The 17,090-nt window shown below is 44.7% G+C and carries 13 protein-coding genes; 6 read left to right on the top strand and 7 right to left on the bottom strand.

Going from position 1 to position 17,090, the window contains the following annotated elements:
• Window positions 1-11: 11 nt before the first annotated feature.
• Both R7P72_RS07770 and nspC read left to right on the top strand, forming a co-directional pair.
• Window positions 12-1,256 carry a carboxynorspermidine synthase gene (locus R7P72_RS07770; protein WP_012841628.1) on the top strand — a complete coding sequence of 415 codons (1,245 nt, stop codon included), beginning with the start codon at window positions 12-14 and terminating at the stop codon, window positions 1,254-1,256.
• 103 nt (window positions 1,257-1,359) lie between these two features.
• Window positions 1,360-2,493, top strand: coding sequence for a carboxynorspermidine decarboxylase (gene nspC, locus R7P72_RS07765; protein ID WP_005376812.1), 1,134 nt, complete (start codon window positions 1,360-1,362; stop codon window positions 2,491-2,493).
• A 77-nt stretch (window positions 2,494-2,570) separates the two neighbouring features.
• On the opposite strand, the gene R7P72_RS07760 is transcribed toward nspC, so the two are convergent.
• Window positions 2,571-3,083, bottom strand: a complete 513-nt coding sequence (locus tag R7P72_RS07760; protein ID WP_005376814.1) for a glycine cleavage system protein R — start codon at window positions 3,081-3,083, stop codon at window positions 2,571-2,573.
• 222 nt (window positions 3,084-3,305) lie between these two features.
• Window positions 3,306-4,208, bottom strand: a complete 903-nt coding sequence (locus tag R7P72_RS07755) for a DUF3943 domain-containing protein (RefSeq protein ID WP_005376815.1) — start codon at window positions 4,206-4,208, stop codon at window positions 3,306-3,308.
• A gap of 191 nt (window positions 4,209-4,399) precedes the next feature.
• Here R7P72_RS07755 and R7P72_RS07750 point away from each other — a divergent pair, with 191 nt between their 5' ends.
• Complete coding sequence (locus R7P72_RS07750; protein ID WP_005376816.1) at window positions 4,400-5,632, top strand: CinA family nicotinamide mononucleotide deamidase-related protein; 1,233 nt, start codon at window positions 4,400-4,402, stop codon at window positions 5,630-5,632.
• 96 nt (window positions 5,633-5,728) lie between these two features.
• On the opposite strand, the gene yfaE is transcribed toward R7P72_RS07750, so the two are convergent.
• From yfaE to ubiG, 4 genes are all read right to left on the bottom strand, one after another.
• The gene (gene yfaE / locus R7P72_RS07745) at window positions 5,729-6,010 is read right to left on the bottom strand and encodes a class I ribonucleotide reductase maintenance protein YfaE (protein ID WP_005376817.1); all 282 of its coding nucleotides are present in this window, start codon (window positions 6,008-6,010) and stop codon (window positions 5,729-5,731) included.
• Window positions 6,010-7,143, bottom strand: a complete 1,134-nt coding sequence (gene nrdB / locus R7P72_RS07740; RefSeq protein ID WP_005376818.1) for a class Ia ribonucleoside-diphosphate reductase subunit beta — start codon at window positions 7,141-7,143, stop codon at window positions 6,010-6,012. The genes yfaE and nrdB overlap by 1 nt, the downstream gene beginning before the upstream one ends.
• Before the next feature lie 83 nt (window positions 7,144-7,226).
• Entirely contained in the window at window positions 7,227-9,509 is a 2,283-nt protein-coding gene (gene nrdA, locus R7P72_RS07735) for a class 1a ribonucleoside-diphosphate reductase subunit alpha (RefSeq protein ID WP_005376819.1), read from the bottom strand.
• Window positions 9,510-10,010: 501 nt separating this feature from the next.
• The gene (ubiG, locus tag R7P72_RS07730) at window positions 10,011-10,718 is read right to left on the bottom strand and encodes a bifunctional 2-polyprenyl-6-hydroxyphenol methylase/3-demethylubiquinol 3-O-methyltransferase UbiG (protein WP_005376820.1); all 708 of its coding nucleotides are present in this window, start codon (window positions 10,716-10,718) and stop codon (window positions 10,011-10,013) included.
• A 475-nt stretch (window positions 10,719-11,193) separates the two neighbouring features.
• On the opposite strand from ubiG, the gene gyrA reads away from it, so the two are divergent.
• The 3 genes from gyrA to R7P72_RS07715 all read left to right on the top strand — a co-directional run bounded on the left by gyrA (window position 11,194) and on the right by R7P72_RS07715 (window position 15,259).
• Window positions 11,194-13,914: a DNA topoisomerase (ATP-hydrolyzing) subunit A gene (gyrA, locus tag R7P72_RS07725; RefSeq protein WP_005376821.1), complete on the top strand. Its 2,721-nt coding sequence runs from the start codon at window positions 11,194-11,196 to the stop codon at window positions 13,912-13,914.
• Between the two features lie 124 nt (window positions 13,915-14,038).
• Complete coding sequence (locus R7P72_RS07720) at window positions 14,039-14,662, top strand: tetratricopeptide repeat protein (protein ID WP_031778934.1); 624 nt, start codon at window positions 14,039-14,041, stop codon at window positions 14,660-14,662.
• Between the two features lie 42 nt (window positions 14,663-14,704).
• Window positions 14,705-15,259 (top strand): hypothetical protein, encoded by a 555-nt coding sequence (locus R7P72_RS07715; protein ID WP_005376825.1) that lies wholly within the window; start codon window positions 14,705-14,707, stop codon window positions 15,257-15,259.
• A 118-nt stretch (window positions 15,260-15,377) separates the two neighbouring features.
• Here R7P72_RS07715 and nrfA read toward each other — a convergent pair whose 3' ends face one another.
• Window positions 15,378-16,805 carry an ammonia-forming nitrite reductase cytochrome c552 subunit gene (gene nrfA / locus R7P72_RS07710; RefSeq protein WP_031778935.1) on the bottom strand — a complete coding sequence of 476 codons (1,428 nt, stop codon included), beginning with the start codon at window positions 16,803-16,805 and terminating at the stop codon, window positions 15,378-15,380.
• Window positions 16,806-17,090 lie beyond the last annotated feature (285 nt).

Genomic DNA, 17,090 nt, shown 5'->3' with positions numbered 1-17,090 from the left:
AACGGAAAACTATGGCAATTCTACAGATTGGTGCAGGCGGCGTTGGCTGGGTAGTTGCACATAAAGCAGCACAAAACAACGACGTTCTGGGTGATATCACAATCGCATCACGTACCGTAGGTAAGTGCGAGAAAATCATCGAATCGATTCAGAAGAAAAACAATCTGAAAGATTCAACTAAGAAATTAGAAGCGCGAGCGGTAAACGCGGACGACGTAGATTCTTTAGTTGCTTTAATTAAAGAAGTACAACCTGACTTAGTGATCAACGCAGGTCCTCCTTGGGTGAACATGTCTATTATGGAAGCATGTTACCAAGCTAAAGTGTCATACCTTGATACATCTGTTGCGGTTGATTTGTGCTCTGAAGGCCAACAAGTACCTCAAGCTTACGATTGGCAGTGGGGTTACCGTGAGAAGTTTGAAGAAGCGGGCATTACAGGTATTCTTGGTGCTGGTTTCGATCCGGGCGTAGTATCGGTGTTTGCCGCATACGCAGTGAAACATCTGTTCGATGAAATCGATACTATCGACGTAATGGATGTAAACGCAGGCGACCACGGTAAGAAGTTCGCAACTAACTTTGATCCAGAAACGAACATGCTTGAGATTCAAGGCGATTCGTTCTACTGGGAAAACGGCGAGTGGAAACAAGTACCTTGTCACTCACGTATGCTTGAGTTTGAATTCCCGAATTGTGGTTCACACAAAGTGTACTCAATGGCGCACGACGAAGTTCGATCTATGCAAGAGTTCATCCCTGCGAAACGCATCGAATTCTGGATGGGCTTTGGTGACCGTTACCTAAACTACTTCAATGTGATGCGCGACATCGGTCTACTCAGCCCAGATCCACTAACGCTTCATGACGGTACGGTTGTTCAACCTTTGCACGTGCTAAAAGCACTACTACCAGATCCAACATCACTCGCGCCAGGCTACACTGGCCTAACGTGTATCGGTACTTGGGTTCAAGGTAAGAAAGATGGTAAAGAGCGCAGTGTATTTATTTACAACAACGCTGATCACGAAGTCGCATACGAAGATGTTGAACACCAAGCTATCTCATACACCACTGGCGTACCAGCGATCACTGCGGCTTTGCAGTTCTTCCGTGGCAAATGGGCAGACAAAGGCGTGTTCAACATGGAGCAGCTAGATCCAGACCCATTCCTAGAAACCATGCCATCTATTGGTCTAGATTGGCATGTTCAAGAACTGGAGCCAGGACAACCTGTTATCCATAAATTGAAGTAAGAATTTAGCGACTCTTATTTGTACGTTTAAGCCGATGCACTTGCGTCGGCTTTGTTCGATTTTATAGTGTCTTTGCTAAGGCGAAGGGACGTAAGGTATCAAAATGCAACAAAACGAACTAAAAACGCCATACTTCATGATCAATGAAGACAAGCTGATTGAGAACCTAGAGAAAGCAAAACAGCTAAAAGACATCTCTGGTGTGAAGCTTGTATTAGCACTGAAGTGCTTCTCAACATGGGGTGTATTCGACATCATCAAGCCTTACCTAGACGGAACAACAAGTTCTGGCCCGTTTGAAGTGAAGCTTGGCTACGAAACGTTCGGTGGTGAGACACACGCATACAGTGTGGGTTACAGCGAAGATGACGTTCGCGATGTGGCGGACATCTGTGACAAGATGATCTTTAACTCTCAGTCACAGCTAGCGGCTTATCGTCATATTGTCGAAGGCAAAGCATCGATTGGCTTGCGCCTAAACCCAGGTATGAGCTATGCAGGGCAAGACTTAGCAAACCCAGCGCGTCAATTCTCTCGTCTTGGTGTTCAGGCTGATCACATCAAACCGGAAATTTTTGATGGTATTGATGGCGTAATGTTCCACATGAACTGTGAGAACAAAGACGTGGATGCGTTTATCGGCTTACTCGATGCTATTTCAGATCAGTTTGGCGAGTACCTAGATAAGCTGGACTGGGTAAGCATGGGCGGCGGCGTGTTCTTCACATGGCCGGGGTACGATATCGAGAAGTTGGGGTTAGCACTTAAAGCGTTCTCAGAGAAACACGGCGTACAAATGTATTTAGAGCCGGGTGAAGCGATAATTACTAAGACAACTGATCTCGTTGTAACAGTGGTTGATATTGTAGAGAACGTAAAGAAGACGGCGATTGTCGATTCAGCCACAGAAGCTCACCGCTTAGATACGTTGATCTACAATGAGCCAGCGTCAATTCTTGAAGCATCTGAAAATGGTGAACATGAGTATGTGATCGGCTCGTGCTCTTGTTTGGCTGGTGACCAGTTCTGCGTGGCGAACTTCGAACAGCCTCTAGAGATAGGACAGCGTCTGCATATTCTAGATAGTGCCGGTTACACCATGGTGAAACTGAACTGGTTTAACGGTCTACGTATGCCGTCGGTCTACTGTGAACGCTCGAATGGTGACATTCAAAAACTGAATGAATTTGACTACTCTGATTTCAAACGTTCACTGTCTCAGTGGTCAGTGAAATAAAACGTATTGAGTATTAGAACGACAAAGAGCAGCTGAATTGCTGCTCTTTTTATTGGGGAAGCGTTAAAGGTATGCAGTTAGCTTTCTACAATTACACGAGTGTCTTCACTCAGAGATTCTAACTCATTGGCTATGTCTTCAATTTCTAGCTCGCTAGGTAGTTTTATCGCCATTTTAGCGCTGAATAAGCTAGAGCTTACCCCTCCGCCTCCAGCAATGAATACACGCTGACAATCCATATCTAAAATTGAGATACCTTGATTATCGAGAACGTGAGTAATTTCATTCACAATACCCGCTCTATCGTTGGCATCTAAACGAAGTTGGAAGATAGTGTCTTCACGATATGAATGAGGTTCAGAGTCGACGAACCTAACAACAAGAGTCTGACAAGAAGAGAACGCCTGTTTAACGATGTCGGCATTTTCTCTTGGAAGCTCTACTTTGATGACACCTGCAACTTGGTCTTCGATAAAGTTTACTTTGCTGATCAGCCATTTCCCGCCGTTTTCGTGTGTGATTGCAGCGAGCTCTTTAATCGTGGCGGGTGACGCTTGTCCGACAAAATTAACAATAAATACGGTGTTCATAATGTCCCCTCCTGGAATCAAGGTTTGGACGCAGTACGAATAAACGTGCTACTTAAGTTATTGGAATAAATCCTTTTATTTAGTGTAGGTGCTAAGGGCGGGTAATGTTTGATGAAAGTCAATTTTTAACACTAATTCGTGATGCAAATAATTAAAACAATGTTCAGAGCACAAAAAAAGCAGCCATCGTAAGGCTGCTTTTTACCGAGTATCAACTTAGGATTAGAAGGTTACTTTTAACTCGACACCATAAAATTGACTGTCATAGTTTGCGCCTGCGTCCATGGCGAATTTTGCAACATCTTGGTTTCCAAACCAAGGTGATGAATTGAATTGTAGTTCTGCACTACCGCCCCATGCATCAGTTACCCAATAATGAATATGTCCAACAGGGTTTAAGAAGAAGAGCGAAACATCACCTGCGGTTTCAGAGCCCATAACTTCGCCGCCGTTTGCAATAATGTCTTGCTCAGCCGTTAACATCATTTCACCAACAACAGCACCAAAGAATGGTGTGATAAAAATATCCTGCCAAGATGGTACTTCTGCGAACGCCTCCACGCCATACTCCCAAAAGAACGTCGACATAGTTGCGGAGTACAAAAACGACTGAAATTCATTATAGCCAGCGTGACGTGCTGCCGTGTAGTAAACGCCGCCAAAATATGGGTGCATGATGTAGTTGAGGACATGTTCATCGCGATCCCAAACGGGGCCGTCAGAGACATTATCTTTCCACTTTTGCCCCAACTTACTCATGTCTCGGTCTTCTTCGTCCCATTTGGTGATACTTTCTGGAAGAAAAGTCATCATGCCTACGGTCGCGATACTGAGACCTAGAATGGTGTAGGTTTGACCCATCAGGTAATCCCAGTCTTTATCTTGAGGGATGATGAGATGTTTAGGCTGAAGCCCTGCGTCAAGGTTTAGCGAATCATCATTATTCTGTTCATACATAACACCGCGATTTTGAGCCTCGAAGGTGTACAGAGTCGTCGTTTCGCAGTAACCTGACAAGCAATCAGGTGTGTAAGAAAACTCTGTATGACGGCTTAGGTCATAGTGACTTGCGTGCGCAAGCGCTGACGAAGCCAAGCAAAGGCCTGTTAGAGTCGTCTTGAACATGGATGATTTTGACACAAAGGTCTCCGAGTTAATGGTGTATGTTCGGGCTCGTAATTATCCCTCAAAACATCAATCATTTAAACACTTGACCCTTATTTAGTCCCAACAAACCTCGGCGAGATTTGTCCAAATAAAAAGAAAAATAAGCGCTATAACGAAAATAGGATTGTGCTTACGTTCAGGAGTCAGTTGTGAAAATAGCAATGCTTAGTACTGGTGAGGAAGTCCTCCACGGTGATATTGTTGATACTAATGCGGCATGGTTGTCTAGCCTGTTTTATCAACATGGATTTGGCTTAACAAAGCGCTCAACGGTTGGTGATAGCCTATCGAGTTTGGTTGAAGAGTTTTTAATGCTCAGCTTTAACAACGATGTGGTTATTGTTAATGGTGGTTTAGGCCCTACAACGGATGACATGAGTGCTGCCGCCGCCGCGAGAGCCGCCGATTGTAAACTGGTGCTATTCAAAGAGTGGTTGCAGCATCTAGAAAGTTTGTATGCTCGACGTGGCATCCCTATGCCGGACAGTAATTTAAAGCAAGCAATGCTGCCAGAAACGGCAGAGATATTGGACAACCCGATAGGCACTGCTTGCGGTTTCAAAATGCTGATTAATGATGCCATTTTTTATTTCACACCGGGTGTACCAAGTGAATTTAAGCTCATGGCAGAGACGCAAATTCTTCCCGATCTGAGAAGAGTGTTTCCCGATGTTCAAGGTTCATGTTGTAGTCGAATCTACACGTTTGGTCTGTCTGAATCCGGTATTTCAGATAAGCTAGATCAGCTAAAACTTCCTCAAGGCTATGAGCTAGGGTATCGCTCTTACTTGCCTTTTATTGAAGTGAAACTTTTTGGTCCTTCAGATCAGCTTGAACAGCGTTTGAAACTCGTACAGATAATTAATAAACACCTTGAGAGTAATACCGTTAGTATTGATTTACCTATGGTTGAAAATGTCGGCCAGTTGTTGGTCGATAAAGGACTAACAGTGTCGACCTCCGAAAAAAGTAGCGGAGGATACTTAACGTACTGGCTAAACGGTGATGAAAACGCTGAAAAGCAACTAGGGCATGGTTGGATACTACCGAGCCTGACTCAAGCGATGGCCAACAGCGGAGATCCATTAGCGGAAACGTTTGCTCTGGCTGGTGCTACGCGAGAGAAGTGTGGGACGGATTTATCACTCGTTACTGGCCATATTGAAGAGGGTGTTTTTTCCGTCGCTTTATCGACACCGTCAGGCGAGTGGGGAGCGTTATATAAACTCTCGAAAAAGTATCAGCGCAGTGATCAAGTTAAAGTGATCAGCACGGCAGCACTAGACTTGTTGCGTCGCTACCTAGAACGTAAACCGATGTTTGCGCATTATGCATTTTTGGAGAAAGTTAAAGAGATGCACCTCCCGAGCAGTGCTTTATAACCAAAGCTCTCTACAGTAGTCTGAGAGACAAAACACAGAGACAAAAAAGCCAAGGTGATTGCCTTGGCTTTTGCATTTTATACCGTCGAGTCAACGTTATGCGCGCTGCTTTTCTTTCATCGCGTAGTTAACGCCGCTAAGTGACAAATCTGATTTTGCTTTACAGATACAAGGTAATATTTCATCACTTTGTGTGTAAGCCATGGCAAAACCAACATACTCCACTTCACCAGACTCCAATTTGCAGCGACAGGCGCCGCAGTGCCCATCACGGCAGTTGTATTCTGGTAATAGGCCAGCTTGCTCCATTGTTTCCAAAATCGTATTGGAAGGGTTGGATTCAATGCTGATCAGTTTGTTGATTTTGAGTGTTGCCATTACAGCTCGAATCCTTCGAAGTCATCTGCGCGAACTTCGTTGTCAATTTGACCCACAAGGTAAGAAGAGATTTCTGCTTCTTGAGGCGCAACTTGAACGTTATCTGAAGACAACCAAGCGTTAATCCATGGAATTGGGTTGGTTGTTGCTTCTGGATACGCTGCTGGTAGACCTACCGCTTGCATACGAATATTTGTGATGTATTCAACGTATTGGCTTAGGATGTCTTTGTTTAGACCGATCATAGAGCCATCTTTGAATAGATACTCTGCCCACTCTTTTTCTTGCTCAGCCGCTTCTTTGAATAGGTCAAAACAGTCCTGTTTTGCCTCTTCTGCGATTTGCATGAAAGTGAAGTCATCTTGACCGTTACGTAGCAGGTTGATCATGTGCTGCGTGCCGTTTAAGTGAAGTGCTTCGTCACGAGCGATCAGCTTGATGATTTTCGCGTTACCTTCCATTAGTTCGCGTTCTGCGAAAGCGAAAGAGCATGCGAAACTTACGTAAAAACGAATAGCTTCTAATGCGTTAACAGACATCAGACAGATGTAAAGCTTCTTCTTAAGATCGTACAGACTAACCTTAACCGTTTCACCGTTAAGGACATGCTCACCTTCACCGTAGCGATGGTAATCATTCGTCGCTTGAATCAAATCGTCGTAGTAGTGCGCGATGTCTTTTGCACGCTTCAGAATGTGCTCGTTCTCAACGATATCATCAAACACCACCGCAGGGTCGTTCACGATGTTACGAATAATGTGTGTGTAAGAACGAGAGTGAATCGTTTCAGAGAAAGACCAAGTCTCAATCCAAGTCTCTAGTTCTGGCAGAGACACAAGCGGCAGCAGTGCCACGTTAGGGCTGCGGCCTTGGATAGAGTCAAGAAGCGTTTGGTACTTCAAGTTAGAGATGAAGATGTGCTTCTCGTGATCTGGCAGTTTGTTGTAATCGATACGGTCGCTAGATACGTCTACTTCTTCTGGACGCCAGAAGAAAGAAAGTTGTTTCTCGATAAGTTTTTCGAAAATCTCAAACTTTTGTTGGTCGTAACGTGCAACGTTTACTGATTGACCTAGGAACATTGGTTCCTTCAATTGGTCATTCTTTTTTTGGTTAAAAGTACTGTAAGCCATAATGCCTCAATTCCTTTTAAACCTCCCCGTAAGGGGGAGGTTATCGATAGTCTGTCTTTACGGGTTCGCTAGGTACGGGAAGATTAAATCTTACAACCGCCGCCAGCACAATCGTCATCTTGTGGTTGAACAGCGTCTTTCTGTTCATCTTTCGCACCATCACGAGTGTTGTGGTAGTAAAGCGTTTTCACACCAAACTTATACGCTGTTAGCAGGTCTTGAAGTAGTTTCTTCATTGGAACCTTGCCAGTCTCGTAACGTGACGGGTCGTAGTTAGTATTAGCAGAGATAGCTTGGTCAACAAACTTCTGCATAATACCCACAAGGTGTAGATAACCGTCGTTCGAACCGATATTCCAAAGCAGTTCATAGCTGTCTTTAAGTTCTGTGAACTCTGGTACAACTTGCTTCAGGATACCGTCTTTCGAAGCTTTTACTGAAACGTAACCACGTGGTGGCTCAATACCGTTAGTTGCGTTTGAAATCTGAGAAGAAGTCTCAGAAGGCATTAGCGCAGTCAGTGTTGAGTTACGTAGGCCGTGCTCCATAATTTCTTTACGTAGGCTGTCCCAGTCGTAGTGCAGCGCTTCGTCACAAATTAGGTCGATATCTTTCTTATACGTATCAATCGGCAGTAAGCCTTTCGCGTAGTTCGTCTCGTCGAATGAAGGACACTTACCTTGTTCTTTCGCCAGTGCTACAGATGCTTTCAATAGGTAGTACTGCATTGCTTCGAACGTACGGTGAGTTAGGCCGTTCGCGCTACCGTCAGAGTATTTCACGCCATTCTTCGCTAAGTAGTAAGCAAAGTTAATCACACCAACACCTAGCGTACGACGGTTCATAGTCGATTTGTATGCCGCTGGTAGAGGGTAATCTTGGTAATCAAGCAGTGCATCTAACGCACGAACAACAAGATCGGATAGCTCTTCGAAATCATCTAGAGACTTGATAGCACCTAAGTTGAATGCAGAAAGCGTACACAGTGCGATCTCGCCTGAGTCATCTTCAACGTTAGTTAATGGTTTCGTTGGCAGTGCGATTTCTAAACATAGGTTCGACTGACGAACTGGAGCGACTTCAGAATCAAATGGGCTGTGAGTATTACAGTGGTCCACGTTCTGGATGTAGATACGACCCGTTGATGCACGCTCTTGCATTAGCAGAGTGAACATTTCAATCGCTTTAACCGTTTCTTTCTTGATTGAAGGATCGTTCTCGTACTTCACGTATAGACGCTCAAACTCTTCTTGGTTTTCGAAGAATGCGTCGTACAGACCAGGTACATCAGATGGTGAGAATAGCGTAATATTGCCGCCTTCAACTAAACGTTGGTACATCAGTTTGTTTAACTGAACACCGTAGTCCATGTGACGAACACGGTTTTCTTCAACACCACGGTTGTTCTTAAGTACCATTAGTGAGCGTGCTTCACCGTGCCACATTGGGTAGAACACAGTAGCTGCGCCACCACGTACACCACCTTGTGAACAACATTTTACTGCTGTTTGGAAGTACTTGTAGAACGGAATACAACCAGTGTGGAATGCTTCACCACCGCGAATCTCTGAGCCTAATGCACGGATACGACCTGCGTTGATACCAATACCAGCGCGCTGAGATACATAACGAACAATTGAGCTTGCTGTTGCGTTAATAGAATCAAGACTGTCTCCACACTCGATCAGAACACATGAGCTGAACTGGCGAGTAGGGGTACGCACGCCAGACATAATTGGCGTAGGTAGAGAAATCTTAAATGTCGATGTCGCATCGTAGAAACGTTTGATGTAATCAAGACGTGTCGCTTTTGGATATTTCGCAAATAAGCACGCTGCTACAAGGATGTACAAGAACTGAGCACTTTCGTAAATTTGGCCCGTAACACGGTTCTGTACGAAGTACTTACCCTCTAGCTGCTTAACTGCCGCGTATGAGAAGTTTAGGTCGCGTTTATGGTCGAGGTACGCATCAAGTTCGTCGAGTTCTGCTTTTGTGTAGTCTTCTAGAATATGTTGATCGTACTTACCCATATCGACGAGGCGAGACACGTGATCATAAAGCGTTGGTGGCTCGTATTGGCCATACGCTTTTTTACGCAGATGGAATACCGCTAGGCGAGCAGCTAGGTATTGATAATCCGGAGTCTCTTCAGAGATCAGGTCTGCCGCAGACTTGATGATTGTCTCGTGAATATCTGTCGTTGTGATGCCGTCGTAAAACTGGATGTGAGCGCGAAGTTCTACTTGAGAAACCGAAACATTATCTAGACCTTCTGCAGCCCAAGTGATAACGCGGTGGATTTTATCCAGATCGATACTTTCTTTACGGCCATCACGCTTGGTGACGGTAAGTTGTTGGTTCATTCTGCTTTATTTCCCTAAGAAAACTGATAAAAGCCGTATTTTTGTTTGTTTATGTGCAATATGAGTAAAGCTTGCGGCGGCTTTGTGATCAAAGTCTATCTATATATTGTCGCTTAAACACAACATATAGGGGTTCATTTGTTTGCGGGTTACAAGATAGTGCTATTACACTGATTTATCAAGGTACAGATCGGGGATGACTTGTGGATAACTGACAAAATGAAAAAAATCAGTAAGTGAACACTAACCGATGAGAAAAGGGCAGACTTGAATGGTTAAAAGTACGGTTTCGAGATCGGTTTAGAAATAACCGCATGCAAAAATATTTTCCTTGATCTTTGGCCGTTTTTATCTACGAAAAATAGCTTGGTCAAAATGGAATCTAGAGCACGAATTTTAGCCATAAAAAGACAAAAAAAGCGGCAACTATGTGCTACCGCTTCCGATTCATTTTCTTTAAAAAATGTCAATCACAAAACTCATTTTTTAACTTAATAGCGTTCAGTATTTTTTAGTATGAACGATGTAGTTTACATCTACATTACGACCGAGTTTGTAGCTGTCATTTAGAGGGTTGTAATGAAGCCCAGTAATGCCCATTTCCGTCAGGTCAGTTTGGTCTATCATCTTCATCATTTCGGCTGGCTTGATAAACTTATCGTGCTCATGAGTGCCTTCAGGAACAATCTTAAGAAGCTTCTCAGCACCGACAATAGCAAATAAGTACGACTTAATGTTTCGGTTCAAAGTTGAGAAAAACACGTGACCACCGGGTTTGACTAGTGCAGCACAAGAGCGGATAACGGAGAGAGGATCTGGAACGTGTTCAAGCATCTCCATACAAGTCACGACATCGTAAGTTCCTGCGTTTTCTATAGCGTGGTCTTCTATTGTGCTCTGAATGTAGGTCAGTTGAGTACCTGTTTCTAATGCATGTAGTCGCGCGACTTCTAATGGTTCTTTACCCATATCAAGCCCCGTCACAATAGCGCCTTCTTTTGCCATGCTTTCAGCAAGAATGCCACCACCACAGCCGACATCAAGTGCGCGCTTGCCAAACAAGCCATTTGCTTTTTCAAGTACATAGTTCAAACGAAGTGGGTTAATTTGATGAAGCGGCTTAAACTCGCCTTCTAAATCCCACCATCGAGAAGCCATGTCCTCGAATTTCTTAATTTCACTTGGGTCGACGTTTTGTGCTTTAGTCATAATTGGTTTTATTGCATTCAATCTGAGTCCTTTAGAGGGCGCCAGTATACTCCAACGTTTTACACCCAAACAACCTCGATGTGCTTAGTTAAGGGACAATGACAGAGTTCACTGGCGCGGCAATCGAGACAGGTGCCTGTAATTTGTAAAGCGCTAACTATTGTTTTTGGTTCATCCTTGAACTGGTGCCAGTGACAATAACTCTAAAACCTGCATTTTCGCGTTGTGTAGTTAAAGGAATTTACATCGCTTTTCCGCGTAAAGAGTCCGATTTTGCTCAATATTGACCGAAATATAACCACTAATCAGAAAGATATGGGATGAGTGTGCAAATTCTCGACATTTGATTCATAACCAAGCTCACAACCTGATAAAAGGAGAGGGAAAGTGATGCCGAAGTGATGAATTGTGTGTTATATTTTTGCACCTTACACGTATCGTAATTACGATCAGATAATAGAGGGATAATGGCTCTATGAGCGATTTAGCTAAAGAGATCACGCCCGTAAACATTGAAGATGAGCTTAGAGGTTCATATCTAGACTATGCGATGTCAGTCATCGTGGGTCGTGCTCTTCCAGATGTGCGTGATGGCCTAAAACCAGTACACCGCCGCGTTTTATTCGCGATGAACGTACTAGGCAACGATTGGAACAAACCATATAAAAAATCAGCCCGTGTTGTCGGCGACGTAATCGGTAAATATCACCCACATGGTGATAGTGCTGTGTACGACACAATCGTACGTATGGCTCAGCCGTTCTCGCTTCGTTACATGCTGGTCGATGGTCAAGGTAACTTTGGCTCGATCGATGGCGACTCTGCTGCGGCAATGCGTTACACCGAAGTTCGAATGGCCAAAATTGCCCATGAACTATTGGCTGACCTAGACAAAGAAACCGTAGACTACGTACCAAACTACGACGGTACTGAGCAGATCCCAGCGGTTCTTCCAACTAAAATTCCAAACCTATTGGTTAACGGTGCTTCTGGTATCGCAGTAGGTATGGCAACCAACATCCCGCCTCATAACCTTGGCGAAGTGATTGATGGCTGTCTTGCATACATCAATAATGAAGAAATCACTATTGATGAACTAATGGATTACATTCCTGGTCCTGATTTCCCAACGGCGGCGCTTATCAGCGGTCGTAAAGGCATTGTAGACGCGTACAAAACAGGTCGTGGCAAAATCTACATGCGTTCGAAAGCGGACATCGAAGTGGAGAAGAATGGTAAAGAGACCATTATCGTCACTGAAATTCCTTACCAGGTGAACAAAGCTCGCTTGATCGAAAAGATCGCTGAGCTAGTTAAAGATAAGAAAGTAGAAGGCATCAGTGCACTGCGCGACGAGTCAGATAAAGACGGTATGCGCATTGTTATTGAGTGTAAGCGCGATGCTGTGGGCGAAGTAGTTCTAAACAACCTTTACGCTCAGACTCAGCTGCAAACCACTTTCGGTATCAACATGGTGGCCCTAAACAATGGCCAGCCACAGCTATTCAACCTAAAAGATATGCTGAAGTGCTTCGTTGATCACCGTCGTGAAGTTGTGACACGTCGTACTATCTTCGAACTGCGTAAAGCGCGTGAACGTGCTCATATCCTTGAAGGTTTAGCTCTAGCGCTTGCTAACATTGATGAAATCATTGAGCTTATCCGTAAGGCACCTACACCGGCTGAAGCAAAAGCGGGTCTTATCGCTCGTGGTTGGGATTTAGGCAACGTTTCAGCAATGCTAGAGCGTGCTGGTACAGATGCTGCGCGCCCTGAATGGCTAGAGCCTGAATATGGTATTCGTGATGGTCAGTACTTCCTGACTGAGCAACAAGCACAAGCTATCCTAGATCTACGTTTACATAAACTAACAGGTCTAGAACACGAGAAGATTCTTGGCGAATACAAAACACTTCTAGAAGAAATCGCTGAACTCATGCATATCCTTGCGAGCACTGAGCGTTTGATGGAAGTGATCCGTGAAGAACTTGAAGCGGTTCGTGACGGCTTTGGTGACGCTCGTCGTACAGAAATCACAGCTGCGAGCCATGATATTGACATGGAAGAGCTGATCGCACGTGAAGACGTTGTGGTTACTCTATCTCACGGTGGTTACGTTAAGTACCAAGTACTGAGCGACTACGAGTCACAGCGCCGTGGTGGTAAAGGTAAGAGTGCGACTAAGATGAAAGATGAAGACCATATCGAGCGTCTTCTAGTGGCGAATACCCACGATAACATCTTGTGTTTCTCTACTCGTGGTAAGACATACCGCCTGAAAGTTTACCAATTGCCTCTAGCGAGCCGTACTGCGCGTGGTAAGCCAATTGTGAACATCCTTCCATTAGAAGAAGGTGAGCGCATTACCGCGATTCTACGTGTTGATGAATTCTCTGAAGACAAATTCATCTTCATGGCAACAGGTGACGGTACGGTTAAGAAAACGCCGTTGAACCAGTTTGCAAACGTACGTTCAAACGGCCTAATCGCTGTGAACCTACGTGAAGACGATTCGTTAATCGGTGTGGATATCACTAACGGCGAAAACGAAATCATGCTGTTCTCTAAAGCGGGTAAAGTGGTTCGCTTTAAAGAAGCAGAAGAGATTCCAGTACTTGATGAAAATGGTAAACCAGTTCTTGATGAGAATGGTCAGCCAGAGATCAAGTTTAAAGGTGTTCGTCCTATGGGTCGTACCGCCTCTGGTGTTCGTGGTATGAAACTGGCTGAAAATGACCAAGTTGTATCACTTATTGTTCCTTCGCACGAAGGCGATATCCTAACGGTTACAGAAAACGGTTATGGTAAACGTACAGCACTTAGCGAGTACCCGACAAAAGGTCGTGGCACTCAAGGTGTAGTTTCTATCAAAGTTTCTGAGCGAAATGGCCCGGTAGTTGGTGCTATCCAGGTTGTTGAAGGTGATGAAATGATGATGATCACCGACGCTGGCACGTTAGTACGTACTCGTGTGGGTGAAGTTAGCCAGGTTGGTCGTAACACACAAGGTGTAACGCTTATCCGTACTGCGGAAGATGAATCAGTTGTTGGTTTGCAACGTATTGAAGAAGTTGATGATGAAGAGCTGCCTGCTGATGAAGATGCAGAAGCGTTAGAGTCAACAGGCGAAAATACGCAGCAAGACGCTTCAGAAGCTCCAGCTGCTGATGATGCAGAGGAAGGTAACGAAGAGTAATCTTACATCGTTATCCTGATATGAAAAGCCGAGCCCTTAGTTGCTCGGCTTTTTTGTATCTGTATCAACGCATTTAAAGTAAGAAATGCGTACACTGACGTTATCTTTGTTTACAGGACGTGTTATGTCTGTTTGGTTTTTCGCTGCCATCACTCTGATGGGGTTGTTTATCGTACTCTTATCACTGAGTGCATCAAAAGTTAAACCTGCTCAATGGTTTGGCTTTTGCCTGTTAGTACTTGTCGTGACGAGTGCCAGTTTCTTATTGCTGCATCAAACACCGCCTAAACCAATACAAGCGGAAATGTCACGAATGATGACTGCTCGTGACATCATGAAAGAGATTCAAGACCAGTTGCGTGAAGATCCGAACAACGCTGAATTGTGGTTCCAACTCGGGCAGGGCTACCTGCTAGAGGGGGAATTTGATGGCGCGCTGATTTGTTTTGATTACGCGATCCAACTGACTGAGCCAGTCAGTGCCACGCAACTTGCTGCAAAGGCGACGACCTTGTACTACATTCACCAGCAATCAATGACGCAAGAAGTTAGCTTGCTTTTGGAGCAAGCTTTGCAGATAGAACCGCACAATGAAGCCGCTTTGTCTTTGATCGCAAATGATCATTTTCTGTCATTCCGATTTCAGGAAGCGATTGATGCCTGGGTAATATTATTAGATTCTAATGATCCAAATTTAGATAGGGTGCAAATCATTAACTCTATTAACAAAGCAAAAGAGCTATTGTAAGCGTACAATTTAACAAGCAATAGAGAGAAAGGTGGGCAACGAATGAAAAATAAAGCACTAAGCATATTGGTTTTGCTGTGCGGCTCTGTGCTGGCGGGTTGTAGCTCTTCCGATCATTCTGGCTCTTCCTCTACGGTTTATTATTCATCGGGTTACTACGACCCGTGGTGGTACGATCATGACGACTACTGGATTTATTACTATCCGGGCTGTTGCGATAACGACGATGAATACAAAGAGAAACTGGAAGAGTGGTGGAATGGTTTAGATGAAGACCAACAGCAATCCATCAAAGACAAAGTCGAAGATTGGAAAGACGACGATATGTCCGCCAATATCGATAACATGAAACGCCAACTTGACGATCATTGGCAATCACTGCCTGACGAGCAAAAGCAAGAGATTCGAACCCAATGGGAGAATCGTCCGGAGCATATTGAACCAGCGACTTTACAAGGCAAGGCGGTGAAAGAAAAGGTTCAACAAAGAAAAGCATTACCGGAAACGAAGATCCAGCGTCCAGTTGCTCGTCCAAATGTGCAGATACCTAAAGCACGTCCAAATATTCAACCTAGACCTAGGCTTCCTCGTCGCTAGTACATTCGATTTTTGTCTCTCGATAGAATCAGGATGAAGAGATAAAGATAATAAAGAAAGAAAAGGGGCGTTCAGTACGCCCCTTGTTGTATCTATAAACTAACCTCTGCAAGTTAGACTAATATGTGGCTTCGCGTTCAGCTGCTGCTTTATCCCATTCTGGTGCCACCGTTTCTAGGAAGTGTTTCTTGTCTGCGTTCATCTTATCCATATCCATGCCCAGTGCTTGCTGTGCTTTCGCTTTGGTCGAGATATCTGGAATTTGAACAGGGTCAGTAATGCCTTTGGTTGCCAGTAAGCGAACCAACTTGGTACGGGCGTCAGCAGCGCGGTCAACTGCAGTACCAAGTACTTCTAGTGCTACCTCAGGAGCATGCATGTGGACACCGTGAGAAGCAATCGCGTAGTCCCAACGCCATTGTGCATGGCGAATATCTTGTAGGATAGGTTCCATCTCTGCTTCTGTTGCACCTGCTTTCCACGCTGCGCCTGCTTCAAAGTGTGCCGCTACGATTTGCTTCTCGGCGGTTAGCTTCATGTTCAGTACTTGCGCTTTGCGAGTCGAGACGATGCCTTGTAGCTGCTCTTTAGTTTGGGTATGGCATTGCGCACAGGTGTCTTCAAAACGATCAAATGGGTTACCCACTTTGTGGTCTGTGTACACCGTACCGTCTTCTTTGGTCACTTTAGGCATGTGGCAGTCCACACACACCACTTTGTTTTTACCATGAATACCCGCTCTCCAAGTTTCGAAACCCGGGTGTTGTGCTTTTAGCATCGGCGCGTTAGATACGGCATGCGTCCAATCTTTGAAATTCAACGCGTCGTAGTATTTCTCCATGTCATTAACGGTGGTGCCCATATCCCATGGGAATTTAACCGCTTTAGTTGGGCCGGTGAAGTAGTATTCAACGTGACATTGAGCGCAGACCGATGCTTGCTTATCTAGGCGAGACTGTTCATCAAAGTTTTTACCAATAGTATCAAAAGCACGCTCGACGTATGGGCGAGTCAGTGCCAGCGCGGGTTCGCCTTTCTTGAAGGCTTCAGAGCCCGTGTTGTGGCAATCGGAACAACCGATAGGGTTGACGATTTCTGAGCCTAAGCGTGCCCATTTACCTTCGAAATAACCGTCTTCACCACGTTCATCAATCACGCGAGCAACGTCTGGGCTTTTACAGCTCCAGCACGCCATCGGCATAGGCCCGGACTTCTCGTCGGTTGGTGCGCCAGTACGTAAGGTTTGGCGAACATCATCAAGTGCGTAAAAGTGACCGCGCGCTTTGTTGTAGTCTTTCGCGAAGCCATAACCTGCCCACAGGATAACCATGTTTGGGTCTTCACTTAGAGCATCTTCTATGTGCTCACTTTCGGATGTTGCTTTCCAAGAGTGGTATTGGTCGGGATGGTTCTGTTCAAAGGCGTCATTTCGAGGATCGATAAAATCCTTCTCTTCTGCCGCTAACGGAGCGCCAACCAAAAATAATTGGCTGGCGAATAAGGTCGCAACCGCAATAGGTGCGCTCATCCAGTGTTTTATGCTCACAGTGTTATCTCCATATTCGTTTTTATTAGCAGCGTTGTGAGGAGCTATTCCAAATAAGAACTGGAGATCTACGATTAATAATATTGCTTAATTGGATAGATGAAATAGTGAGTGAATCTTGTCTTGTTTTAGATCAATTTACACCAGTGATCTCAGTCATGTTTGAATTTATATACCTCTAAAGTGGTAGTTGTTAAGTCATTGTTCTACAATGCTTTGGGGTTTTAACCTTTTTAAAAATAGGGTGATTTAGTTCGCTTTTTGAGCAGGTGTTTCTACCCCTTA

Origin of the sequence: Vibrio sp. Vb0888 (genome assembly GCF_033338835.1) — a bacterium.
GTDB lineage: Bacteria > Pseudomonadota > Gammaproteobacteria > Enterobacterales > Vibrionaceae > Vibrio > Vibrio alginolyticus.
Note: the sequence above shows the minus strand (reverse complement) of the source record. Positions and strands in the feature narration are given on the sequence as shown.